Source organism: Citrobacter sp. Cpo012, assembly GCF_030333015.1.
In the GTDB taxonomy this organism is placed as follows: Bacteria; Pseudomonadota; Gammaproteobacteria; order Enterobacterales; family Enterobacteriaceae; genus Citrobacter; species Citrobacter portucalensis.
In genome coordinates this window covers 97,789-121,697 of sequence record NZ_JAOWGR010000038.1, presented here as the reverse complement: position 1 = coordinate 121,697, position 23,909 = coordinate 97,789, and the positions used below count along the sequence as shown (strand labels likewise).

The following is a 23,909-nucleotide window of genomic DNA, read 5'->3' as shown; positions in this document are numbered from 1 at the left end:
GATGAGGGGCAGATCCTCATCCGGTAATTCATGCGTTACTTCTGCTGAACACCTTCCACTGAGATGATCAAATCGACTTCCTGCGATGCAGGGCCGAGATCGGTGGTGATGTTGAAATCCTTCAGCTTAATCTTACCTTGCGCTTCAAAACCAGCGCGCGTACCGCCCCAGGGATCGCCACCCTGACCGATGAGCTTCGCGTCCAGCGTAACCGGTTTGGTAACGCCGTTCAGGGTCAAATTACCGGTGATATCCAGGTCATTCCCCTCTTTTTTCACGCTGGTGGAGCTGAAGGTCGCCTGCGGGAATTTTGCCACGTTAAGGAAATCTGCACTGCGCAGATGCTTGTCGCGTTCGGCGTGATTAGTGTCAACGCTGTTGGTGTTGATGGTTACGTTAACCTTATCGGCTGCGGGATTTTTCTCATCAAAGGTAAACGTACCGTCGAAATCTTTGAAAGTGCCGTACAGCCAGCTGTAACCCAGATGCTGAATACGGAAATTAACAAAGGCATGCTGTCCTTCCTTGTCAATTTTGTAATCTGCCGCCACGGCCGACCCGGTGGTGAATAACAGAGAAGCGAGTGTAAGTCCCAGCAGGTTTTTTTTCATTTTAAGCTCCATAGTCAGATGACGATTTTCCCAACATGCGATTGAGGGTATCGTCGTTATCAATAAAGTGATGTTTCAGGGCCATCAGTCCGTGTAGTAGGGATAAAATCACCACGGTCCACGCAAGCCACAGGTGCAAGCTACCGGCGAGGTCGGCCTGGGTACCCGCATTGGCCAGGGTGGCAGGAATGTCAAACCAGCCAAAGACGCTTATCGCTTTGCCATCTGCGGTGGAAATCAGATATCCACTGATGACAATCGAAAAGAGCAGCAAATAAAGTGCGAGGTGACCCAGTGCCGCTGCGATACGGGTCAAACGGGAGTAGCTTGCCAACGCAGCAGGCGGAGGGGAGAACAACCGCCAGACAACGCGGATAACCAGTCCCATCATGAGTAGGATGCCGATGCTTTTATGCAGTTCGGGAGCCTGGTGATACCAGCCGTCGTAATAGCTGAGCGTGACCATCCATAACCCCAACGCAAACATGCCATATACAGCAATCGCAATCAGCCAATGTAATGTGGCTGACACTACGCCATAGCGCTGTGGAGTATTATTGAATTGCATAAGCACACCGATTGATATTTCAGAAGTGAATGAAAATGGCGTGTAAAAGACATTAATGCAACTAATAAATAACAATAGTGATGATATTTATTTTTTGTTCAATAAAGTTGACTGATTGTTGAGGTAATCATCAAGGGATTAGTGCGAAAATATGTGGCGGGGCTTAGTCTATGGGATGTTATGGTTTTTGTTATTGTTCAGTTTATTGCAATGAAAATTAAGCTAATCTCAATTTTTGTCAATTATTGTCAGCGCGCAGGAATCAGAAAAACATAATATATATTACATCCATAATGGCCAGCAGTGACCATAAAATAATGTAGAGCATAAGATGCTCGCGAATATTATTAACCAGATAGTGAAAGATACGGCGCATTGACGTTATTCCTGTCATTAAAAATGGCCTCACCAACGAGGCCATTCATTTATTATCACTTAAAACGGCTTAGCCTGAAGGGGGTCAGGTCAAAGTCAGACGGTTTGTCCTGAGCGAAGTCTGCCGCAATCTCTCCCAGTACAGAGGCAAACTTAAAGCCATGTCCGCTCAGTCCGGTAATGATCAGCGTGTTGTCATGTTCCGGCAGAGTATCAATTATAAAGTCTTCATCTGGTGAATTATCGTAAGTGCAGGATGCGCCATGCAGGCAACAGCCAACGCCAGGCAGAATTGTGCGCAGGAATGGGAAGGCTTCAGAACCGTCGCTGGCTACAGCGGCAAATGGCTTACGCTCTTCTGCAGAATGGATTACCTGTCCGCCATTGTGCTTACCAATTTTCAGCTCGTCGTTTTCAGCCGGGAAACCGTAGTATTGATCGCCATTTGGCAGCTCGCCGGTGAAAGCCGGGAAGTTATTCTTAACGCTGTAGCGCCCATCGGCCTGATACCAGGCGAACACTTTGCGCACCGGTTGTATCGGTAGTTCAGGGACTAAAGCCTGCACCCAGGTACCGGCGCTGATCACTGCTTTTTTCGCATGGTAGTCACCGTCAGCCGTTTCTACCGTGATGCCATCATCACCGTGATGAATTGCGCTGACCGGGCATTTAAACAGTTGCGCACAGCCTGCTTCTTCCGCCAGATGGATCCAGGTTTTAATTGCTAACTCACTGCGTAAAAACCCGGACTCCGCTTCAAACAGACCGATATAGTTGTCAGGAACGCGAATTTCCGGCCAGCGAGCCATGATGGCCGCTGCATCTAATTGTTCAACGTTAAGTTGCCACTGTTTTGCGCTTTGCGCTGCAGTTGCTATGAAGGTTGACTCTGCCGGACCGAGGTTGATAACTCCGGAGCGAACAAAAATCGGTTCTTCATTATGGGTGGACAGTTCATCCCACAATGTTTGCGCACGTAGCACCAGCGGAACGTATTTTTCGCCTTCGCCATAAGCATGACGAATTAATCGAGTATCGCCGTGGTGGCTGCCCTGTTGATGTGGTGGCATATGCGCATCGATCATCAGAACCTTCAGACCGGCACGAGTGGCATAGTATCCAGCTGCGGCGCCTACCGAACCGCTGCCAATAATGATTAAGTCGTATTTCATCCGCTTCTCTCTGCAATCGCGATAGTAGAAGGGTAAATAACTGACCTGGAATATTCAACCTGGAAATAAGAAAGGCACCGCTAAGGTGCCTTTGATGGTTGGATGTATCAGGTTTAATGTCGCTGATACTCATTTACCTGGTAATCGCCAGATTCAATTTTGGCGATTCCTGCTTCTAATATCGAAATAAATTGCCTGGCAACATCAGTGGTTAACCAGAGCGTTTGACCAACTTCAGTCCCATCCGGGTCAGGGCGGTTCGGGGTTTGGTAGTGCAAACGCAGCATCAGCGCATCGTAGCTATCAACAGTGCTGATGTCCCACCCTACAAGCGGATGAGTCTGAATGACTTCATTATTCTTTTCCATCATGCCCCCTAATTCGTGTTACTAGACAACGGTTTTCGAGGTTCAATGCGTTTTTTTCTGAAGCAACTTCAGTATATCAATAAATAAGGGTATTCATTGAAAATTTAAAGAGGGAAGGGCATAAAATTTTTGTTTTCAGCGTTATCTGACTAAGAAACCGACATGTTATTCATTTTTTTTTAGTATGTTGCACAATTATTTTGTTGTTTTGGTTAAAAGATAATCGGTGGGTTAATATTAAATTAAATGCTCGTCAGAAGAAATGCGCGATTGATTACAAGATAGCGTGTATAAAAAAGCCGGGGCGACCCGGCAAACAAACATCACTGCATATCGTTATTTATTCGTTGATGAACCAGTCATCCGCGCTTTCCCAGGTTTCCTGTAAGATCTCGCTGATGCGTTCTTTGTCCTCTTTGGTCGCGCCAATAACCGACAGATTGTTTGCGCCGGCATAACGGACGGTAACGTTACCTTCGTTATCCGGAAAATGGTGCTGAATACGGCGGGAGAGTTCACCTGCCAGTGCGTCAATTGCACCGGCAGGTAAAGGTGAAGTTTTGGCAATAGTGACTTCAATACGCATAGTAGCCCCCTGTGGAATATACTGTTTATTTATACAGTTATTCGAGTCGGTTGGCTACACTTTTTTTAGCTTTTTACTGACCAGCGTACCGTTTCGCCACCCAGGAAAGGCACCAGCGTATCGTCTTCCAACGCTATGCTCTCAGGAACAAGGTGCTCCATGCGTTCCAGCTCAATAAAGGTCTCATTTACCGGCAAACCATAGAACTGTGGGCCGTTGAGTGAGCAGAAGGCTTCGAAATGGTCCAGCGCATTCATCTCTTCAAACACGGTGGCATAGCTGCCTAGTGCGGTCGGTGCATTAAAGCATCCAGCACAGCCACAGCTTGACTCTTTGCGATGACGTGCGTGCGGCGCTGAGTCGGTACCGAGGAAGGCGCGCGTAAACCCGCTGGCAACCAGTTCACGCAGCGCCTGTTGGTGGACGTTACGTTTGAGGATCGGCAGGCAGTACAGGTGAGGACGAATCCCGCCAACCAGCATGTGGTTGCGGTTAAACATCAGGTGCTGTGGCGTAATAGTCGCTGCCAGAAGCTCGTTACCGTCGCGCACGTATTCGGCAGCATCTTTGGTAGTGATATGCTCGAACACTACTTTCAGCGAGGTCAAACGCTGGCGCAGCGGTTCCATCACCGTTTCAATAAAGCGCGCTTCGCGATCGAAAATATCGATATCTGCATGCGTCACTTCGCCGTGCACCAGCAGCGGCATACCCAATTTTTCCATCCTCTCCAGCACCGGCATGATGGCGTCAATAGAGGTTACGCCATGCGTCGAGTTGGTGGTGGCATTGGCCGGATAGAGTTTTGCTGCGGTGAATACGCCTTCGTTAAATCCACGTTCCAGCTCGTTGGGATCCAGCGTATCCGTTAAGTAGCAGGTCATTAATGGTGTGAAGTCGTGTCCGGCAGGTACCGCGTCAAGAATGCGCTGGCGATAAGCGATAGCCGCGTCAACCGTGGTGACGGGCGGTGCCAGGTTCGGCATGACAATGGCGCGACCATAAATTTCACTGGTGTAGGGCACGACAGTTTTTAACATGTCGCCATCGCGAAAGTGAAGATGCCAGTCGTCTGGGCGGCGGATCTTTAAAACCTGGGATGGTGCAGTCATCAATATGCTCCGGCTGAGGATAGTCTTTTTTGCCGGAAACAAAGGATAAGCGGAAACGTTTTCGTTTGCACGAAAAAAAAGGGCGCATCGGCGCCCTCAGTTTTATTAGTCGGTGAACGGGATGATGATTTCCCCCGGTTTCACCTCAATTCCCTTCGCCAGTTTTTTCGCCAGAGCTTCACCCTGGCTACTGTCATCCTGCAGAATGTAGGCTGGCTGCTGGTTGAAATAGTTACGCAGCGACTGGTTTAAATAAGGCATCAGCGTTTGCAGTACCGACTGCATTTTTTCTGGTGTCACGGTCGCATCCACGACTTCCATCTCTTGCAGATAAATTGCGCCTTTCTCTTTGTTAAATACCGGTAAGGCTTTTAACTTCAGCTTCATGGTCGCTTTCTGGCTGCCAAACAGGGAATTCATGTCCAGGTTGGCGTCACCGGTCAGGGTCACTTTATTGGGTTCTTCACGGCCAATCTGACTGGCGAGATTATTAAGTACGATGTGTGCTTCAGCAACGCCGGGCAAGCCGATATCTTTAGAAAAGTTATTATGCTTTGCCAGGGCCTGATTAATTTCTTGCTCGCTAACCGTGTATTGCGTGAGTTGATTACAACCAACCAACAGGCCGCTGACAATCAGTGCAGCGGCAAAAAAAAACTTTTTCATGGGGTTCCTCAACATGATGCATGTGGCGTAATCGTGACACAAAGCATCATCGAGTACCAGCGCCCCGGACGCCAGCAGAAAAAACTGAAAAGCGCCCGGAAGCAGGTTCGGCTATCAGGCGTCTGGCTCCAGCATGCCTCTCGTTGGGCGTTTGAGACTGAATTGCCAGCCCAGCGCCAGGAAGGTGATGAGGCCGATAATACCGAGCATCATCCAGGGCAACTCAGGCTGTGCCAGGGCCTTGCCCATGTCAAACAGCCAGCCGCCGCCGATATATCCAATTGCGCCACCGATAGCGAGCCCCAGTCGACTGAAGCCCATATAGCTTCCTCGGGCACGTGCATTCGCCAGTGAGGCACTAAGGGTTTCACGCGCGGGTTCGGCGATGATCGAGCCAATATAGAACGTACAGATCAGGGTGAACAACTGCTGCAAATTCCCCACCAGACCGATCGGCATCATGCTCAGAGACATCACCAGCAGACCGGCCATCAGACGATGTTCAAGGCGAAAACGTTTTTCACTCCAGCGGGCAATTGGGTAGAGCAGCGTCAATGAGAGGCACGCCTCTATGGCATACATCCATTTCACGGCGGCCGGTGAACCTGCGATGTCGTTCACCATGATTGGCAGCATCAGCATCACCTGTACCGCCAGCATGTAATAGCCCGCCAGCGTCAGCACATAGGTGACAAAGCGCTTGTCATGCATCACGTGGCTCATCCCTTCGCGCACTGGAATTTTCACCGTCGACAGCTTCCATGCCGGGAGCAGCCAGGCGTTAAACGCCGCGCACAGAACGAACAAAATTGCGCCGGTGGCACAGACGAGACGAAAATCGTATTGCAATAACCAACTGCCAAGCAACGCGCCAACCACGGCCCCGGCGCTATCCTGCATCATCAGAATAGAGAAAAAGCGCCCACGCTTTTCCGGGCGGATCAGTTTAACCACCAGCGCCGAGCGGGGTGGGTCGAATAGTGTACCGCCCAGTCCGGAGAGAAAGCAGGAAAACCACAGCAGCCACGGCTCATGGGCAATGCCCATGGTGGCGAACCCGGCAGCGCGCATCAGCATGCCGGTGACGATCATCGGTTTTGCACCGAAACGGTCCGCAATAGCACCGCCGAAAATACCCAACCCCTGCTGGATAAATTGACGTAATCCTAGTGCAATACCGACCATCACGGCGGCCCAGCCCATTTGGTCGACGAAACGAATTGAGATCAGCGGGAAAACGACGAAGAAACCCAGCACGACCAGCATATTATCGATGAGAAGGAAGTATTTACCCAGGTTCCTTGCCTGCGAGACTTGCGACATTTCCCCTCCAGGGAAAAACTCGTCACTCTGGATAGAGTTTAAAAGATAAGCACCTCCTATTCTGCGGTGTCGTCATCGCTTTTCCCACCCTTCGCGGGACAATATTTTTTTATCAAAAGTCCGTCTTGATAGAGAGTTTTCATCAAAATGTGTGAATAATTCAAAAAATGGCATTTTGCTCTTTTCACAGGGCGTATTCGCACAGGTATAGTAATGCGAATAGCGTATTGAAGACGTTACGGGAAGGAGTAGGTATAGAATGTTTGGCTATCGCAGTAACGTGCCAAAAGTGCGCTTAACCACCGACCGCCTGGTCGTGCGTTTAGTGCATGAGCGTGATGCCTGGCGTCTGGCAGATTATTACGCAGAAAATCGTCATTTCTTAAAACCCTGGGAACCTATTCGCGATGAAAGCCACTGCTATCCGTCCGGCTGGCAGGCGCGTCTGAGCATGATCTCTGAGTTTCATAAACAGGGCACCGCCTATTATTTTGCGCTGCTCGATCCGGACGAAAAAGAGATTATCGGCGTTGCGAACTTCTCAAACGTGGTGCGGGGATCCTTCCATGCCTGTTATCTCGGCTACTCCATTGCGCAGAAATGGCAGGGGCAGGGGCTAATGTATGAAGCCTTAACCTCGGCCATCCGTTATATACAGCGCACGCAGCATATTCACCGCATTATGGCTAACTACATGCCACATAATAAGCGCAGCGGTGACCTGCTGGCGCGACTGGGTTTTGAAAAAGAAGGGTATGCCAAAGACTACCTGCTGATTGACGGGCAGTGGCGCGATCACGTGCTGACGGCGTTGACCACATCAGAATGGACCCCCGGCCGCTAAGTTTCAGATGCAGCCATGATTAATGGAGAAGACGATGAAATACGAATTAACCGCCACCGAAGCACGAGTGATTGGCTGTTTATTAGAAAAACAAGTGACCACGCCGGAACAGTACCCACTCTCCGTTAATGGAGTCGTAACAGCCTGCAATCAAAAAACGAATCGTGAACCGGTGATGAACCTGTCGGAATCGGACGTGCAGGAGCAGTTGGATAACCTGGTTAAGCGACATTTTCTGCGCACGGTGAGCGGTTTTGGCAATCGCGTCACGAAATATGAGCAGCGTTTCTGCAACTCTGAATTTGGCAATCTGAAGCTTAGTGCCGCAGAGGTGGCCATAATCACCACACTGCTGCTGCGGGGCGCTCAGACGCCTGGTGAACTGCGTAGCCGCGCATCCCGTATGTACGAATTCAGCGATATGGCCGAAGTGGAGTCGACGCTGGAAAATCTGGCGAACCGGGAAGATGGGCCTTATGTGATCCGCCTGTCGCGTGAGCCGGGCAAACGTGAAAGTCGCTATATGCACCTGTTTTGTGGTGAGGTTGATGAAGCCATTGCCGCGGCAGATGAACTCCCTGTAGCCTCCGGTGATCTGCAGGCGCGCGTGGAAGCGCTGGAAACGGAAGTCGCAGAACTTAAGCAGCGACTTGATTCCTTGCTGGCGCACCTGGGAGACTAACGTGAAAAAATTACGAATCGGCGTAGTCGGCCTGGGCGGTATTGCGCAAAAGGCCTGGCTACCCGTGCTAGGCACCTCCGCGGACTGGACGCTGCAAGGCGCCTTTTCACCTTCACGCGATAAAGCACAGCGTATCTGTGACACCTGGCGAATACCCTACGTGGATTCATTGAAGAATCTGGCGCAAACCTGCGACGCGGTTTTCGTCCACTCCAGTACCGCGACGCACTATGCGGTAGTCAGTGAATTGCTGAATGCCGGAGTTCACGTGTGTGTGGATAAACCGCTGGCGGAAAACCTGCACGAGGCTGAGCAACTGGTCGAGCTGGCCGCGCGGAAAAAACTCACGCTGATGGTCGGGTTTAACCGTCGATTTGCACCGCTGTACCAGGAGCTCAAAACCCAGTTGGGCACCGCAGCGTCTGTACGTATGGATAAGCACCGTACGGATAGCGTTGGGCCGAACGATCTGCGCTTCACTCTGCTGGACGACTATCTGCACGTGGTCGATACCGCTTTGTGGCTGGCGGGAGGGCAGGCGCAGTTAAATAACGGCACGCTGCTGACCAATGAATCTGGTGCGATGCTCTACGCCGAGCATCATTTTTCTGTCGGTCAAATGCAGATAACGACCAGTATGCATCGCCGTGCTGGTAGCCAGCGCGAGAGCGTGCAGGCGGTGACGGACGGCGGCCTGATTGACGTCACTGATATGCGGGAATGGCAGGAAGAGCGTGGGCAAGGTGTTGTTCATAAGCCGATAGCGGGCTGGCAAACGACCTTAGAACAGCGTGGTTTTGCCGGATGTGCGCGTCATTTCATTGAGTGCGTGCAAAATCAGACGGTTCCCCAGACGGCAGGCGAGCAGGCGCTACTGGCCCAGCGTGTTGTTGAAAAGCTGTGGCGGGAGGCGATGGCTGAATAACCCCCTGTAACATCTGGCGGTAGTAATTCATTGTAATCCAGGTACTATATGCCCACTCAAAATAACACCTCTTTTCAACCATAGGCTGGTTTGTCGGCCTGATAAGGTGCCAGGGTGTCGCCATCAGGCACAGCAAAAGTGTCGGATGGCGGCGAGAATGCCTTATCTGACCTACGGGCAGGTTTGTCGGGGTTTTGCCTCAGAGTCTGGAATACAACATAGATGAATTTATTAAAGTCGCTGGCAGCCGTCAGCTCGATGACGATGTTTTCACGTGTGCTGGGTTTTGCACGTGATGCGATTGTCGCCAGAATCTTTGGTGCCGGGATGGCGACAGATGCCTTTTTTGTGGCATTCAAACTTCCTAACCTGTTGCGCCGAATTTTTGCCGAAGGCGCATTTTCGCAGGCATTTGTGCCGATTCTTGCTGAGTACAAAAGCAAGCAGGGGGAAGATGCTACCCGCGTGTTTGTTGCCTACGTTTCCGGACTGTTGACGCTGGCGCTGGCCGTGGTGACGGTAGCCGGGATGTTGGCTGCGCCATGGGTGATATTAGTCACCGCGCCGGGATTTGCCGACACAGCGGATAAATTTGCGCTGACCACTCAACTGCTGCGGATCACTTTTCCCTATATTCTACTGATTTCACTGGCCTCACTGGTTGGTGCGATCCTTAATACCTGGAACCGCTTTTCCATTCCTGCGTTTGCCCCGACCTTTCTGAATATCAGCATGATCGGCTTCGCGCTATTTGCGGCACCCTATTTTAACCCGCCGGTGCTGGCGCTGGCGTGGGCCGTTACGGTTGGCGGCGTGCTACAGCTGATTTATCAGCTTCCGCACTTGAAGAAAATTGGCATGCTGGTGCTGCCGCGCGTGAACTTCCGTGATGCGGGGGCGATGCGTGTCGTCAAGCAAATGGGCCCGGCGATCCTTGGGGTATCTGTCAGCCAGATTTCACTGATCATCAATACGATTTTCGCCTCGTTTCTGGCCTCTGGCTCAGTTTCATGGATGTATTATGCCGACCGTCTGATGGAGTTTCCGTCCGGTGTTCTGGGCGTGGCGCTGGGGACTATCCTGCTGCCATCGCTGTCCAAAAGCTTTTCCAGCGGTAATCATGATGAATATTGTCGCCTGATGGACTGGGGCCTGCGCTTGTGTTTCCTGTTGGCATTACCGAGTGCCGTAGCGTTGGGTATTCTGGCCAAACCGCTGACGGTGTCTCTGTTCCAGTACGGTAAATTTACCGCCTTTGATGCCGCGATGACCCAGCGTGCGCTGGTGGCGTACTCGGTAGGTTTGATTGGCTTGATCGTGGTGAAAGTGTTGGCTCCGGGCTTTTACTCGCGCCAGGATATTAAAACGCCAGTGAAGATTGCCATTGTGACGCTGATTATGACCCAGGTGATGAACCTGGCGTTTATCGGGCCGTTAAAGCATGCCGGATTGTCGCTGTCGATTGGTCTGGCGGCATGTCTGAACGCTTCACTGCTGTACTGGCAACTGCGGAAACAGAAAATCTTTACCCCACAACCGGGCTGGAGCTGGTTCCTGGCGCGTCTGGTGATTTCCGTGCTGGTGATGTCTGCGGTGCTGGTTGGGATGCTCTACATCATGCCGGATTGGTCGCAGGGAACGATGTTGTGGCGTCTGCTGCGTCTGATGGCGGTCGTGGTGGCAGGTATTGCCGCTTACTTCGCAGCACTCGCCGTACTGGGCTTTAAAGTAAAAGAGTTTGTGCGCCGGACGGCGTAATGGATCAATGCCGGATGGCGGCATAACGCCGTATCCGGCCTACAAAAGGCGTAGGCCTGATAAGCAAAACGTTATCAGGCTGACATCAAATAGAGAATTTTTTCCCGCCGCGGTGCGCAGCAGAGGTTTGACCGTTTGCGCCATACAACGCCGGTTCCTGGTGCGGTTTCAGCACTTGTATTGCTTGTTGATTACGCTCGATCTGCCCTTCCAGCAGCCAACCGTTGTGCTGGTTGAGGTCACGTAAATGCTGTGTTTTCTTGGTGATAGTCTGCCAGCGTTCAGCAATCTCATCATTGGCGCTGCGCGTGGCGTCATGCTCCAGGCGGCGCTGCTGCTCAAGATAATCAAGGGTTGCCAGCAAGGAGCTTTTTTCTTCTGTAATACGCTGTAGCTGGCTGCCGTTGATATGCCCTGCGGAAAGCTGCTGCTGTTCAGCATCCATTACCGTTTTCAGGTCATTGAGGACGGTCGTCATCTGGTCAAGTATTTCTGACAAACGAGTCATACTTTATTTACTCTGTAGGTAGCTCTGTGCCTCGCGAATCAGCGAGTCGGCAATTTTTCCGGTATCCATTTTCAATTCACCGTTACGGATTGCGGTTTTCAGTGCTTCCACGCGTTCCATATTGATGTCATTGGTGCCTGGCTGCATTAGTTTGGCCTGGGCGTCGCTCAGCATGACGCTGGTGCTGGTGGTCGTGGTGGTTTTTTCCTTCAGCGCTTTTTGTACCGGCGCATCGCTGGTTTCACGCGGCTGAACGGTGCTTACTGGCTTCAATGGTGAGGTACGATCAATGCTCATTTTATTTTTCCTCATCGAGGGGTTACGCTATAGCGGCCCGCTGTAATCATTGGTTGTTTATCTATCGGCACACGCTAAAAAATCTTTAACCTATTATAGGTTAATAAGAATATTCCCATCAGAATCGACGACGCCGCTCACCACCTGGCCTGAAATCATCCGCACTCGCGCATTCTGTGCGACAGCGGCGTTGTTCAGCGCTTTACCTTCGGCATTGACCCGAAATCCATCTCCGTTGGCAATAACCAGTACGCGCTGACCGGCCTTGATCCGCCATGCCTGGCGCAACATCGAAAGCTGTATCGGTTGGCCCGGCACCAGATCGCGCAGGCTCACTGCATCTTGCACCTGACTCATATCCAGCACCGCGCGCGGCGGTAGTTGGTCCAGTCGACCACGTTTCAGCGTTACGCTGGCTGGGGTCAAGGGGCTACCTCGCGCTACGGATGCAGCGGCAACAACGTAGTTTCCCGTCGCCTGCACGTTCACCTGCAGATAACGTTTTTCGTTGGCACAGCGGGCCAGCACATTCACATTGCCCCACAGTTTCGCGCTACCTGACACGCTTAATGCTGGTTGTTCGCAGTTGGGCAATAAGTTTGGTGACGTTCGGATAGTGACCACCACCTCATCGCTAAATCCGGCCAGGCGCTGGGAAAACCATGCCGTTAGCTGCGAATTCAGGTCTTGCGCCAGCGTCATTGGGCTGAACAGCAGTGCTGCCACGACTATTCCACGTTTAAACGTTTGCATCAAAACCTCGCGCTTTTTCAGGTAGTGGCAGGATTTTACCTGTGTGACGCAGTCATCAACGCAACAAATAGCGACGCATTTTGCGTTTATTCCGGCGATAACGCGCGCGTAATGGGATTTAAGCTGTCGGCTGAATTTTGTCATTTGCGGAGGAGATATGCTCGATAAGCTCGACGCCGCCTTACGTTTTCAACAGGAAGCGCTGAATTTGCGCGCCCAACGCCAGGAAATATTGGCGGCCAACATTGCCAATGCCGACACGCCGGGGTACCAGGCGCGCGATCTGGATTTCGCCAGTGAATTAAAAAAAGTCATGGTGCGAGGACGGGAAGAAACCGGCGGCGTTTCGTTGACGCTGACCTCTGCACAACACATTCCGGCCCAGACCGTTTCTGCGCCGTCTACGGAGCTGCTCTACCGTATTCCTGACCAGCCATCTCTTGATGGCAACACGGTAGATATGGACCGGGAGCGCACGCAATTTGCAGACAACAGCCTCAAATATCAAATGGGGCTGACGGCGCTGGGCGGACAAATCAAAGGCATGATGAACGTGCTGCAAGGAGGGAACTAATCCGTGGCGCTGTTAAATATTTTTGATATCGCAGGTTCTGCGCTGACGGCTCAGTCTAAACGCCTGAACGTCGCGGCCAGCAACATGGCGAATGCGGATAGCGTCAGCGGACCCGACGGTCAGCCGTATCGCGCGAAGCAGGTTGTTTTTCAGGTAGATGCTGCGCCAGGTGCGGCAACCGGTGGCGTAAAAGTCGCTGACGTCATTGAAAGTCAGGCACCGGATAAGCTGGTTTATGAACCCGGTAATCCGCTGGCCGATGCGAACGGCTACGTAAAAATGCCGAATGTGGACGTTGTTGGCGAGATGGTCAACACCATGTCTGCCTCACGTAGCTACCAGGCAAACGTCGAAGTGCTCAACACCGTGAAAAGCTTGATGCTTAAAACGCTGACGCTAGGCCAGTAAAGGAGGCGCACATGTCTATTGCTGTAAAAATGAATGACCCGAGCACGACGGGGGTTAATGCCGCCACGGGGAATAGTTCACTGACGGGCAGCAACGCCGCTGACCTGCAAAGCAGCTTTCTTACGCTGCTGGTTGCACAACTGAAAAACCAGGACCCTACCAACCCGCTGCAAAACAACGAACTGACTACCCAGTTGGCGCAAATCAGTACCGTGAGCGGGATTGAGAAGCTGAACACCACGTTAGGGTCAATCTCTGGGCAGATCGACAACAGCCAGTCGCTGCAGGCCAGTACGCTGATTGGCCACGGTGTCATGATCCCGGGTACCACCATCCTGACCGGTAAAGGGACAGAAGAAGGTGCCAAAACTACGACAACACCATTTGGCGTTGAGCTGCAGCAACCGGCAGATAAGGTTACCGCAACCATTACCGATAAAGACGGCAAAGTGGTACGCACCATTGACATTGGTGGATTGAAAGCGGGCGTTCATACCTTTACCTGGGACGGCACCATGACCGATGGCACGGATGCACCAAGCGGTTCTTACAACGTGTCAATTGCTGCCAGTAATGGCGGAACGCAACTGGTGGCCCAGCCGCTTCAGTTTGCGCTGGTGCAGGGCGTTATTCGCAGTAACGGCGGTAATACGCTGGATCTGGGCACCTATGGAACCACCACCCTCGACGAAGTACGGCAGATAATTTAAGCCTTCACACTTATCAGGAGTAAGTCATGGCCTTTTCTCAAGCGGTCAGCGGTCTGAACGCTGCAGCGACCAACCTCGATGTCATTGGTAACAACATCGCCAACTCCGCCACATACGGTTTTAAATCTGGCACGGCATCTTTTGCCGATATGTTTGCCGGTTCGAAAGTCGGTTTGGGCGTTAAAGTTGCGGGTATTACTCAGGACTTTACCGACGGTACTACCACCAACACCGGACGTGGTCTGGACGTTGCTATCAGCCAGAACGGTTTTTTCCGTATGGTAGACAGCAACGGTTCCGTTTTCTACAGCCGTAACGGTCAGTTCAAGCTCGATGAAAACCGCAATATCGTTAACATGCAGGGGCTGCAGCTGACGGGCTATCCGGCTACCGGTACACCGCCAACAGTTCAGCAGGGTGCGAACCCGGCACCGATCACTATCCCGAATACGCTGATGGCGGCTAAATCAACCACCACTGCGTCAATGCAGGTCAACCTGAACTCCACTGACAAGGTTCCTACCAAGACCCCGTTTAACCCAAGCGATGCGGATTCCTACAATAAAAAAGGCAGTGTTACCGTTTTCGATAGCCAGGGTAATGCCCATGACATGAACATTTTTTATGTCAAAACAGGCCCTAACAAATGGGATGTCTACACCCAGGATGCCAGCGTTGCGGGTTCAGTTGCCAGCAAGAATGCGGTGATGAACTTTAGTGCTAACGGTACGCTGACTTCTGTGAATAATTATGTTGAAGAGCCAGTAGACCCCTCAGATCCAACCGGACCAAAACATATCGTGGAAGGACCAGCCAACCCTCAACCGCAAATTCAGATCTCCACCGGTACGATCAATGGCGCAGTTCCGGCGAACTTCTCCCTGAGCTTCCTGAATTCCATGCAGCAGAACACCGGTGCCAACAACATCGTTGCCACGAATCAGAACGGCTACAAGCCGGGTGATCTGGTGAGCTACCAGATTAATAATGACGGTACGGTGGTCGGTAACTACTCCAACGAACAGCAACAGGTTCTGGGGCAGATCGTGCTGGCAAACTTTGCCAACAACGAAGGTCTGGCGTCTCAGGGCGACAACGTCTGGGCGGCGACTCAGTCTTCCGGCGTGGCGCTGCTGGGTACCGCAGGCGAAGGTAACTTCGGCAAGCTGACCAACGGCGCGCTGGAAGCGTCAAACGTGGATTTGAGTAAAGAACTGGTGAATATGATTGTCGCCCAGCGTAACTATCAGTCGAACGCGCAGACCATCAAAACCCAGGATCAGATCCTCAACACGCTGGTCAACCTGCGCTAAGCGCCTGACGGGATGGCTTAATGGATCACGCAATTTATACCGCCATGGGCGCGGCCAGTCAGACGCTGAATCAACAGGCGGTGACGGCCAGCAACCTGGCAAACGCCTCCACGCCAGGGTTTCGTGCGCAGCTCAATGCACTGCGCGCGGTTCCTGTAGAAGGATTGTCTTTACCGACGCGTACGCTGGTCGTGGCCTCCACGCCGGGGGCCGATATGACGCCCGGTCAGATGGACTATACCTCCCGCCCGCTGGATGTGGCGCTGCAACAAGATGGCTGGTTGGCTGTGCAGACCGCTGACGGTAGCGAAGGATATACCCGTAACGGTGCTATTCAGGTGAGCCCAACGGGTGAACTGACTATTCAGGGACACCCGGTAATTGGCGAAGCCGGACCGATCGCCGTACCAGAAGGTTCAGAAGTCACCATTGCGGCGGACGGGACCATTTCTGCACTTAACCCTGGCGATCCGGCTAATACGGTCGCGCCAGTGGGGCGGTTGAAGCTGGTGAAGGCTACAGGGCTTGAAGTGCAACGTGGCGATGACGGTATGTTCCGTCTGACCCAGGCCGCACAGGCAACCCGTGGTGCGACGTTACAGGCTGACCCCAGCATCCGTGTGATGTCTGGCGTGCTGGAAGGCAGTAACGTTAAACCGGTTGCTGCGATGAGCGACATGATCGCCAACGCCCGCCGCTTTGAAATGCAGATGAAAATTATCAGTAGCGTGGATGATAACGCGGGCCGCGCCAACCAACTGCTGTCGATGAGTTAATACAGGACATTTTATGATCAGTTCATTATGGATCGCCAAAACCGGCCTGGATGCGCAGCAAACCAACATGGATGTGATTGCCAACAACCTGGCAAACGTCAGCACCAACGGATTTAAGCGCCAACGTGCCGTATTTGAAGATCTGTTGTACCAGACGATTCGTCAGCCTGGCGCACAGTCTTCTGAACAGACCACACTGCCGTCTGGTTTGCAGATTGGTACCGGCGTACGTCCGGTTGCGACCGAGCGTTTACACAGCCAGGGTAACCTGTCGCAGACCAACAACAGTAAAGATGTGGCGATTAAAGGCCAGGGCTTTTTCCAGGTCATGTTGCCCGATGGTACGTCCGCTTATACCCGCGACGGTTCTTTCCAGGTGGATCAGAACGGCCAGTTGGTGACGGCGGGTGGTTTTCAGGTTCAGCCTGCCATCACCATTCCGGCTAACTCGCTCAGTATCACCATTGGACGTGACGGTATTGTCAGCGTGACCCAACAGGGGCAGGCGGCGCCTGTTCAGGTCGGGCAGCTTAACCTGACAACCTTCATGAACGATACCGGTCTGGAAAGCATTGGTGAGAATCTGTACACCGAAACGCAGTCATCCGGTGCGCCGAATGAGAGCACGCCAGGGCTGAACGGCGCGGGTCTGCTGTATCAGGGCTATGTTGAAACCTCTAACGTCAACGTGGCGGAAGAGCTGGTAAACATGATCCAGGTTCAGCGCGCTTACGAAATCAACAGTAAAGCGGTATCGACCACCGATCAGATGCTGCAAAAACTGACGCAACTCTAAAGTGGAGCCCGGTGGGGTGAAAACCTCACCGGCACACTGATTTTGAAGATGACCGCAATGCGAAAATACGCGCTTCACCCATACCCAATTTTAGCCCTGCTGGTGGTTTCACTAACAGGATGTGCCTGGATCCCGGCCACGCCGCTCGTGCAGGGCGCAACGTCTGCCCAGCCAGTTCCAGGTCCAACGCCGGTGGCGAATGGCTCAATCTTCCAGTCGGCACAACCGATTAACTATGGTTATCAGCCACTCTTTGAAGATCGTCGTCCACGCAATATTGGCGATACGCTGACCATCGTATTGCAGGAAAACGTCAGCGCGAGCAAAAGCTCTTCGGCGAACGCCAGTCGCGACGGCAAGACAAACTTTGGCTTTGATACCGTACCGCGCTATCTGGAAGGATTGTTCGGTAACGAACGTGCCGACGTAGAAGCCTCCGGCGGTAACTCCTTTAACGGTAAAGGCGGCGCGAACGCCAGAAATACCTTCAGCGGTACGCTGACCGTAACGGTCGATCAGGTACTGGTGAATGGCAACTTACATGTCGTGGGTGAAAAACAGATCGCTATAAATCAGGGCACTGAATTCATCCGCTTCTCCGGTGTTGTTAACCCGCGCACCATCAGTGGCAGCAACTCCGTACCGTCAACCCAGGTTGCGGATGCGCGTATTGAGTACGTCGGCAACGGCTACATCAATGAAGCGCAGAATATGGGCTGGTTGCAGCGTTTCTTCCTTAACTTGTCGCCGATGTAAGCGAGGTACCCAGTGTTTAAATCTTTTGTTGGAATGGTACTGGTGCTGATAACCACCTTTGCGCATGCTGACCGTATTCGTGACCTGACCAGCGTTCAGGGGGTGCGGGAAAACTCGTTGATAGGTTATGGGCTGGTAGTCGGTCTGGATGGTACGGGTGACCAGACCACACAGACGCCGTTTACGACGCAAACGCTCAATAACATGCTTTCGCAGTTGGGGATAACCGTGCCAACTGGCACCAATATGCAGCTGAAAAACGTGGCGGCGGTGATGGTTACCGCGTCATTTCCTGCATTCGGTCGTCAGGGACAAACCATCGACGTAGTGGTTTCCTCTATGGGGAATGCCAAAAGCCTGCGCGGCGGTACGCTGCTGATGACCCCGTTAAAAGGGGTTGATAGTCAGGTATATGCGCTGGCTCAGGGGAATATTTTGGTGGGCGGTGCGGGCGCGGCTGCAGGTGGCAGTAGCGTGCAGGTTAACCAGCTCAATGGTGGACGCATTACCAACGGCGCGATTATCGAACGTGAATTACCCAGCCAGTTCGGCGGTGGTAACACCATTAATCTGCAGCTTAATAATGAAGATTTCACGATGGCGCAGCAGATTACCGACACCATCAACCGCGCGCGTGGCTTTGGTAGCGCAACAGCATTGGATGCCCGAACCATTCAGGTTCGCGTACCAAGTGGCAACAGCTCGCAGGTGCGTTTCCTCGCTGATATCCAGAATATTGAGGTGAACGTTACGCCGCAGGATGCGAAAGTGATTATCAACTCGCGCACCGGATCCGTCGTCATGAACCGCGAAGTGACGCTGGATAGCTGTGCCGTGGCACAAGGCAACTTGTCGATCACGGTGAACCGCCAGGCGAACGTCAGCCAACCGGACACACCGTTTGGCGGTGGACAAACCGTGGTGACGCCACAAACCCAGATTGACCTGCGCCAGAGCGGTGGTTCGCTGCAAAGCGTGCGTTCCAGCGCCAACCTGAACAATGTGGTGCGTGCGCTGAATGCGCTGGGGGCAACGCCGATGGATCTGATGTCCATTCTGCAATCGATGCAGAGCGCGGGTTGCTTACGCGCCAAACTGGAAATCATCTAATGATTGGTGACAGCAAACTGTTGACCAGCGCTGCCTGGGATGCGCAATCACTGAACGAACTGAAAGCGAAAGCGGGCCAGGACCCGGCGGCGAATATCCGTCCGGTCGCCCGTCAGGTTGAAGGGATGTTCGTGCAGATGATGCTGAAAAGCATGCGTGAAGCGCTGCCGAAAGATGGCGTGTTTAGCAGCGATTCAACGCGCTTGTATACCAGTATGTATGACCAACAAATTGCGCAGCAAATGACCGCAGGCAAAGGTCTGGGGCTGGCTGAAATGATGGTCAAGCAGATGACTGAAGGGCAAGCGCAACCTGCGGATGACGCGCCGCAGGTGCCGATGAAGTTTTCACTGGAAACGGTGACCAGCTATCAAAATCAGGCACTGACGCAACTGGTCCGCAAAGCCATCCCCCGGGCGACAGAAAGCAATGATGAGCCGCTGTCAGGTGACAGTAAAGACTTCCTCGCCCAGCTATCGCTGCCAGCTAAGCTGGCCAGCCAGCAAAGCGGGGTCCCGCATCATCTGATTCTGGCACAGGCGGCGCTGGAATCCGGATGGGGGCAGCGACAAATTCGCCGTGAGAACGGTGAACCGAGCTTTAACATTTTTGGTGTGAAGGCTTCAGGAAGCTGGAAAGGTCCAACCACTGAAATCACCACGACTGAATATGAGAACGGTGAGGCGAAAAAGGTGAAAGCCAGATTCCGTGTCTATAGCTCTTACCTTGAAGCGTTGTCGGATTATGTCGGTCTGATATCCCGTAACCCGCGCTATGCGGCAGTGACCGCTGCCGCGACCGCCGAGCAAGGGGCGCAGGCATTGCAAAATGCGGGTTACGCCACGGACCCTAACTATGCGCGAAAATTAACCAGCATGATCCAGCAGTTGAAATCGATGAGTGAAAAAGTGAGCAAAACCTACAGCACGAACATCGATAATCTCTTTTAAATAGCTCAAGTCTACCGACCTGCTGCCGATAATAACGAGTATTGAAGGATTACAAGGAACCTCCATGTCCAGCTTGATTAATAACGCGATGAGTGGACTCAGCGCAGCGCAGGCCGCGTTGAATACTGCCAGTAACAACATCTCCAGCTATAACGTTGCCGGATATACCCGACAGACGACAATTATGGCGCAAGCGAACAGCACGCTGGGTGCGGGGGGCTGGGTAGGCAATGGTGTCTATGTTTCTGGTGTACAACGTGAATATGACTCCTTTATCACTAACCAGTTGCGAGCAGCGCAGAACCAGAGCAGCGGTCTGACGACACGTTATGAGCAAATGTCAAAAATCGACAATCTGCTCTCCAGCAAAACCAGTTCTATTTCGACCTCCATGCAGGACTTTTTTACCAGCCTGCAAACGCTGGTCAGCAACGCCGAAGATCCGGCGGCACGCCAGGCGCTAATCGGTAAAGCTGATGGATTGGTAAATCAGTTTAAAACGACCGACCAGTATCTGCGCGATCAGGATAAGCAGGTCAATACCGCGATTAAAGCCAGCGTTGATCAGATCAACAACTATTCGAAACAAATTGCCAGCCTCAACGACCAGATTTCTCGTATGACAGGCGTCGGCGCAGGTGCGTCTCCTAACGACCTGCTTGACCAGCGCGATCAGCTGGTCAGTGAATTGAATCAGATTGTCGGTGTTGAAGTCAGCATTCAGGATGGAGGCACTTACAACCTGACCATGGCCAACGGCTATTCGCTGGTGCAGGGCAGCAATGCACGTCAACTGGCGGCAGTGCCTTCCAGCGATGATCCTAATCGTACAACCGTGGCCTACGTTGATGGCGTTGCCGGAGCTGTTGAAATTCCGGAGAAACTGCTGAATACCGGTTCACTGGGTGGACTGCTCACCTTCCGTTCTCAGGAGCTGGATCAGACGCGTAATACCCTCGGCCAACTGGCGCTTGCATTTGCCAGTGCATTTAACGCTCAGCATAAAGAAGGTTTTGATGCCAACGGCGATCAGGGTAAGGATTTCTTTGCTATCGGTAGCCCGGAAGTCTTCAACAACGCGAAAAATACGGGTACAGGATCGTTAAGCGCTAAGATCACTGACAGCTCCGCTGTACAGGCGACAGATTATAAAATCGTTTTTGATGGGAAGGACTGGCAGGTTACTCGCCTGGCGGATAATACCAGCTTCAAAGCCACCGTTACCGGTGGAAAAATGTCCTTTGACGGGATGGAAATCACCGTTAATGCTGGCGCGAAAGCTAATGACAGTTTTACTGTAAAACCCGTGAGTAACGCTATCGTTGATATGAAAGTTATGGTGACCGATGAGTCGAAAATCGCCATGGCTCAAGTGTCTAAAAATGATACGGACCCCACGATCGATAAAGGCAAGAGCGACAACCGTAACGGTCAGAAACTGTTAGATCTGCAAACCAAAGCGACTGTCGGCAATAAGACCTTCAACGATGCATATGCCACGCTGGTAAGCGATGTCGGGAACAAAACCGCTACGCTGAAAACCAGTGCCACCACCCAGAACAACGTGGTGACACAGCTTTACCGGCAGCAACAGTCTATTTCCGGCGTTAACCTCGACGAAGAGTACGGTAATTTACAGCGTTTTCAGCAGTATTACCTGGCTAACGCGCAAGTGCTGCAGACCGCGAATGCGTTGTTTGATGCACTGATTAATATCCGCTAAGGGAGAGGGACACAATGCGTATCAGCACCCAGATGATGTACCAGCAGAATATGCGTGGCATCACTAACTCTCAGGCTGAATGGATGAAGTTCGGCGAGCAGATGTCAACGGGCAAACGCGTGATCAACCCATCAGACGATCCGATTGCCGCCTCGCAGGCCGTGGTACTTTCTCAGGCTCAGGCGCAGAACAGCCAATATACGCTGGCACGCTCATTCGCGACGCAAAAGGTGTCGCTGGAAGAGAATGTTCTGAGCCAGGTGACGACGGCAATTCAGGCTGCACAGGAAAAAATCGTTTATGCCGGGAACGGAACGTTAAGTGATGACGACCGTGCATCGCTGGCCACCGACCTACAGGGGATCCGCGATCAGCTGATGAACCTGGCAAACAGTACCGACGGTAATGGTCGCTATATTTTCGGTGGATATAAAACAGAATCCGCACCGTTTGCCCAGGCAGATGGCGCTTACAGCGGCGGTACAACAAACGTTACCCAACAGGTCGATGCCTCCCGAACCATGGTGATTGGTCATACTGGCGATAAAGTATTCGCCAACCTGACAAGCAACGCGGTACCGGAACCTGGTGGCGGTACTCAGGAAAAGAACCTGTTTAAAATGCTGGATACCGCTATTGATGCGCTCAAAACCCCTATTGAGGGTAATGACGTTGCAAAAGCTACCACCGCTGCTGCCATTGATAAAACCAACCGTGGTTTAAAGAATTCACTCAATAATGTTTTGAGCGTCCGTGCAGAATTAGGTACGCAACTGAGTGAATTAAGCTCGCTGGATTCACTGGGCGCCGATCGTGCATTAGGCCAAACTCAGCAGATGAGTAATCTGGTGGATGTTGACTGGAACGCCGCGATCTCGTCTTATGTCATGCAGCAGGCTGCGCTACAGGCATCCTATAAAGCATTTACCGATATGCAGGGAATGTCGTTGTTCCAGCTTAATCGGTAATAACTCTTTTTGAACATATCTTGAAACTGGGTATGTTTGTCTGCCCGCTCCTTTAACACCCCGGAGCGGGCATTTTTTTAGGCAACCGACGTCTTACTAAGCGACGGGTTCCCCGTCAGTCTTATGACCAACGCAATTGCGCTGCTGAAGGTAGCCAACGCAACGACACCTTCCCAATTGGCCAGGGCGTAGACCTGACTTCCGAGAACCGAACCCAGCGCCATACCGATAAACACCATCGTAAACAGCAGAGCGTTCAATCGTCCTCGTGCCAGAGGCTCCAGGCTATAGACCAGATTCTGGTGAGCAACCAGGCTGGATTGCAATCCGAGATCAAAACCTACTGCCGAAAGGGCGATGAGCAGCCACTGCCCCTGAACGGGCAGGGCGGGTAACAAAAACATTAGTGCGAAAGATACCGTTACCAGCAAAGCACCCAATTGCGTCACTTTTGCCGCACCCACTTTATCGGCAAGATGGCCTGCCATCGGTGCGGCAAGCGCTCCGGCTGCTCCCGCGATACCAAAAGCACCCGCTATAGCGCTACCCATGTGGTAATGCTCAGATAACATTACCGCCAGCGTAGACCAGAAGGCGCTAAAGGCTATGGACAGAAAGCCTTGTGCCAGTGCTGCGCGGCGCAAGGTGGAATATCGTTGCCAAAGTTGCGCCATTGAGAGCATTAATGATGGATAGCTCAACGTGGAATGGACCGTAAAGCGAGGCAGTACTTTCCACATAATCGCGGTAATTACGGCAATGCTGACGGCAGCGAGTTGGTACATCTCGCGCCAGCCAAACGCTTCGCCCACCAGTCCACTGACGGTACGTGAGAGTAAAATCCCCAGCAGAAGGCCCGTCATCACGGTGCCCACCGTTTTTCCCTGCTTGCCTTCGGGCGCCAGTATTGCCGCCGCAGGCACAATATCTTGTGCCATGGTTGCCGCCATTCCCATCAGCAGGCTCACCAGTAATAGCGAATGCAACTGACCGGTAAAGCTACAGGCCAGCAGCAGCGCGGCAAGAGAGATGCTTTTCAGCAGGATTAATGTCCGGCGGTCATAACGATCGCCTAATGGCAATAAAAACAATATACCTAACGCATATCCCGCCTGGGTCAGCATCGGGACCAACCCCATACCGGTGAGACTTAAGGCCAGATCCTGACCCATTAAAGGCAGAAGAGGCTGGGCGTAGTAGATAGCGGCCACGCTGAATCCGGCGCCCATTGCCAGAACAAAAATGACCCAACGGGAAAGTGCGGTATGTGTGTTCAC

28 protein-coding genes are annotated in these 23,909 nt (G+C 52.4%); 15 read left to right on the top strand and 13 right to left on the bottom strand.

Annotated features, from left to right (window positions below; all coding sequences use genetic code 11):
- Nucleotides 1-35: 35 nt before the first annotated feature.
- The 9 genes from OGX90_RS13755 to mdtH all read right to left on the bottom strand — a co-directional run bounded on the left by OGX90_RS13755 (nucleotide 36) and on the right by mdtH (nucleotide 6,781).
- The gene (locus OGX90_RS13755; RefSeq protein WP_003832130.1) at nucleotides 36-611 is read right to left on the bottom strand and encodes a YceI family protein; all 576 of its coding nucleotides are present in this window, start codon (nucleotides 609-611) and stop codon (nucleotides 36-38) included.
- 1 nt (nucleotide 612) lies between these two features.
- Complete coding sequence (locus OGX90_RS13750) at nucleotides 613-1,179, bottom strand: cytochrome b (RefSeq protein ID WP_048214474.1); 567 nt, start codon at nucleotides 1,177-1,179, stop codon at nucleotides 613-615.
- Between the two features lie 262 nt (nucleotides 1,180-1,441).
- The gene (locus tag OGX90_RS13745) at nucleotides 1,442-1,555 is read right to left on the bottom strand and encodes a YceO family protein (RefSeq protein ID WP_003036148.1); all 114 of its coding nucleotides are present in this window, start codon (nucleotides 1,553-1,555) and stop codon (nucleotides 1,442-1,444) included.
- Nucleotides 1,556-1,610: 55 nt separating this feature from the next.
- Complete coding sequence (gene solA, locus OGX90_RS13740) at nucleotides 1,611-2,726, bottom strand: N-methyl-L-tryptophan oxidase (protein WP_186413521.1); 1,116 nt, start codon at nucleotides 2,724-2,726, stop codon at nucleotides 1,611-1,613.
- 113 nt (nucleotides 2,727-2,839) lie between these two features.
- Nucleotides 2,840-3,094 (bottom strand): biofilm formation regulator BssS, encoded by a 255-nt coding sequence (bssS, locus tag OGX90_RS13735; RefSeq protein ID WP_003036154.1) that lies wholly within the window; start codon nucleotides 3,092-3,094, stop codon nucleotides 2,840-2,842.
- A 340-nt stretch (nucleotides 3,095-3,434) separates the two neighbouring features.
- A complete protein-coding gene (dinI, locus tag OGX90_RS13730) occupies nucleotides 3,435-3,680 on the bottom strand; it encodes a DNA damage-inducible protein I (protein WP_003036157.1) in 246 nt (81 codons plus the stop codon).
- A gap of 65 nt (nucleotides 3,681-3,745) precedes the next feature.
- The gene (pyrC, locus tag OGX90_RS13725; protein WP_008784353.1) at nucleotides 3,746-4,792 is read right to left on the bottom strand and encodes a dihydroorotase; all 1,047 of its coding nucleotides are present in this window, start codon (nucleotides 4,790-4,792) and stop codon (nucleotides 3,746-3,748) included.
- Nucleotides 4,793-4,897: 105 nt separating this feature from the next.
- The gene (locus tag OGX90_RS13720) at nucleotides 4,898-5,458 is read right to left on the bottom strand and encodes a lipoprotein (protein ID WP_020996498.1); all 561 of its coding nucleotides are present in this window, start codon (nucleotides 5,456-5,458) and stop codon (nucleotides 4,898-4,900) included.
- A 114-nt stretch (nucleotides 5,459-5,572) separates the two neighbouring features.
- Nucleotides 5,573-6,781, bottom strand: coding sequence for a multidrug efflux MFS transporter MdtH (gene mdtH / locus OGX90_RS13715; protein WP_003832142.1), 1,209 nt, complete (start codon nucleotides 6,779-6,781; stop codon nucleotides 5,573-5,575).
- Between the two features lie 259 nt (nucleotides 6,782-7,040).
- On the opposite strand from mdtH, the gene rimJ reads away from it, so the two are divergent.
- From rimJ to murJ, 4 genes are all read left to right on the top strand, one after another.
- Nucleotides 7,041-7,625 carry a ribosomal protein S5-alanine N-acetyltransferase gene (rimJ, locus tag OGX90_RS13710; protein WP_286624083.1) on the top strand — a complete coding sequence of 195 codons (585 nt, stop codon included), beginning with the start codon at nucleotides 7,041-7,043 and terminating at the stop codon, nucleotides 7,623-7,625.
- A 34-nt stretch (nucleotides 7,626-7,659) separates the two neighbouring features.
- A complete protein-coding gene (locus OGX90_RS13705) occupies nucleotides 7,660-8,307 on the top strand; it encodes a YceH family protein (RefSeq protein ID WP_032942953.1) in 648 nt (215 codons plus the stop codon).
- A gap of 1 nt (nucleotide 8,308) precedes the next feature.
- The gene (locus tag OGX90_RS13700) at nucleotides 8,309-9,232 is read left to right on the top strand and encodes a Gfo/Idh/MocA family protein (protein ID WP_174770467.1); all 924 of its coding nucleotides are present in this window, start codon (nucleotides 8,309-8,311) and stop codon (nucleotides 9,230-9,232) included.
- Between the two features lie 222 nt (nucleotides 9,233-9,454).
- Nucleotides 9,455-10,990: a murein biosynthesis integral membrane protein MurJ gene (murJ, locus tag OGX90_RS13695; protein ID WP_003832150.1), complete on the top strand. Its 1,536-nt coding sequence runs from the start codon at nucleotides 9,455-9,457 to the stop codon at nucleotides 10,988-10,990.
- Nucleotides 10,991-11,075: 85 nt separating this feature from the next.
- Here the strand turns inward: murJ and flgN are convergent, their stop codons facing one another.
- The 3 genes from flgN to flgA form a co-directional block, all read right to left on the bottom strand.
- Nucleotides 11,076-11,498, bottom strand: a complete 423-nt coding sequence (gene flgN, locus OGX90_RS13690) for a flagella biosynthesis chaperone FlgN (protein WP_003036178.1) — start codon at nucleotides 11,496-11,498, stop codon at nucleotides 11,076-11,078.
- Between the two features lie 3 nt (nucleotides 11,499-11,501).
- On the bottom strand, nucleotides 11,502-11,795 hold the full coding sequence (flgM, locus tag OGX90_RS13685) for a flagellar biosynthesis anti-sigma factor FlgM (RefSeq protein ID WP_128611796.1): 294 nt from the start codon (nucleotides 11,793-11,795) through the stop codon (nucleotides 11,502-11,504).
- 93 nt (nucleotides 11,796-11,888) lie between these two features.
- Nucleotides 11,889-12,548 (bottom strand): flagellar basal body P-ring formation chaperone FlgA, encoded by a 660-nt coding sequence (gene flgA, locus OGX90_RS13680; protein ID WP_079934930.1) that lies wholly within the window; start codon nucleotides 12,546-12,548, stop codon nucleotides 11,889-11,891.
- A gap of 157 nt (nucleotides 12,549-12,705) precedes the next feature.
- Between flgA and flgB the strand changes: the two genes are divergently transcribed.
- From flgB to flgL, 11 genes are all read left to right on the top strand, one after another.
- Nucleotides 12,706-13,122, top strand: coding sequence for a flagellar basal body rod protein FlgB (gene flgB / locus OGX90_RS13675; RefSeq protein WP_003036189.1), 417 nt, complete (start codon nucleotides 12,706-12,708; stop codon nucleotides 13,120-13,122).
- Between the two features lie 3 nt (nucleotides 13,123-13,125).
- Nucleotides 13,126-13,530: a flagellar basal body rod protein FlgC gene (gene flgC, locus OGX90_RS13670; RefSeq protein ID WP_003036191.1), complete on the top strand. Its 405-nt coding sequence runs from the start codon at nucleotides 13,126-13,128 to the stop codon at nucleotides 13,528-13,530.
- A gap of 11 nt (nucleotides 13,531-13,541) precedes the next feature.
- Entirely contained in the window at nucleotides 13,542-14,240 is a 699-nt protein-coding gene (gene flgD / locus OGX90_RS13665; RefSeq protein WP_003832158.1) for a flagellar hook assembly protein FlgD, read from the top strand.
- 26 nt (nucleotides 14,241-14,266) lie between these two features.
- Complete coding sequence (gene flgE / locus OGX90_RS13660) at nucleotides 14,267-15,553, top strand: flagellar hook protein FlgE (RefSeq protein ID WP_186413516.1); 1,287 nt, start codon at nucleotides 14,267-14,269, stop codon at nucleotides 15,551-15,553.
- Nucleotides 15,554-15,573: 20 nt separating this feature from the next.
- Nucleotides 15,574-16,329 carry a flagellar basal body rod protein FlgF gene (locus tag OGX90_RS13655; protein ID WP_003832161.1) on the top strand — a complete coding sequence of 252 codons (756 nt, stop codon included), beginning with the start codon at nucleotides 15,574-15,576 and terminating at the stop codon, nucleotides 16,327-16,329.
- 13 nt (nucleotides 16,330-16,342) lie between these two features.
- On the top strand, nucleotides 16,343-17,125 hold the full coding sequence (flgG, locus tag OGX90_RS13650) for a flagellar basal-body rod protein FlgG (RefSeq protein ID WP_003036202.1): 783 nt from the start codon (nucleotides 16,343-16,345) through the stop codon (nucleotides 17,123-17,125).
- Between the two features lie 57 nt (nucleotides 17,126-17,182).
- Nucleotides 17,183-17,881: a flagellar basal body L-ring protein FlgH gene (locus OGX90_RS13645; RefSeq protein ID WP_032934415.1), complete on the top strand. Its 699-nt coding sequence runs from the start codon at nucleotides 17,183-17,185 to the stop codon at nucleotides 17,879-17,881.
- 33 nt (nucleotides 17,882-17,914) lie between these two features.
- Nucleotides 17,915-18,991 (top strand): flagellar basal body P-ring protein FlgI, encoded by a 1,077-nt coding sequence (locus tag OGX90_RS13640; protein ID WP_050579918.1) that lies wholly within the window; start codon nucleotides 17,915-17,917, stop codon nucleotides 18,989-18,991.
- Nucleotides 18,991-19,941 carry a flagellar assembly peptidoglycan hydrolase FlgJ gene (gene flgJ, locus OGX90_RS13635; RefSeq protein ID WP_016152632.1) on the top strand — a complete coding sequence of 317 codons (951 nt, stop codon included), beginning with the start codon at nucleotides 18,991-18,993 and terminating at the stop codon, nucleotides 19,939-19,941. Before OGX90_RS13640 ends, flgJ begins: the two co-directional genes overlap by 1 nt.
- Nucleotides 19,942-20,005: 64 nt before the next feature.
- Nucleotides 20,006-21,664 carry a flagellar hook-associated protein FlgK gene (gene flgK, locus OGX90_RS13630; RefSeq protein WP_048214465.1) on the top strand — a complete coding sequence of 553 codons (1,659 nt, stop codon included), beginning with the start codon at nucleotides 20,006-20,008 and terminating at the stop codon, nucleotides 21,662-21,664.
- 14 nt (nucleotides 21,665-21,678) lie between these two features.
- Nucleotides 21,679-22,632: a flagellar hook-associated protein FlgL gene (gene flgL / locus OGX90_RS13625; protein WP_286624077.1), complete on the top strand. Its 954-nt coding sequence runs from the start codon at nucleotides 21,679-21,681 to the stop codon at nucleotides 22,630-22,632.
- 77 nt (nucleotides 22,633-22,709) lie between these two features.
- Here flgL and OGX90_RS13620 read toward each other — a convergent pair whose 3' ends face one another.
- Entirely contained in the window at nucleotides 22,710-23,909 is a 1,200-nt protein-coding gene (locus OGX90_RS13620) for an MFS transporter (RefSeq protein ID WP_286624075.1), read from the bottom strand.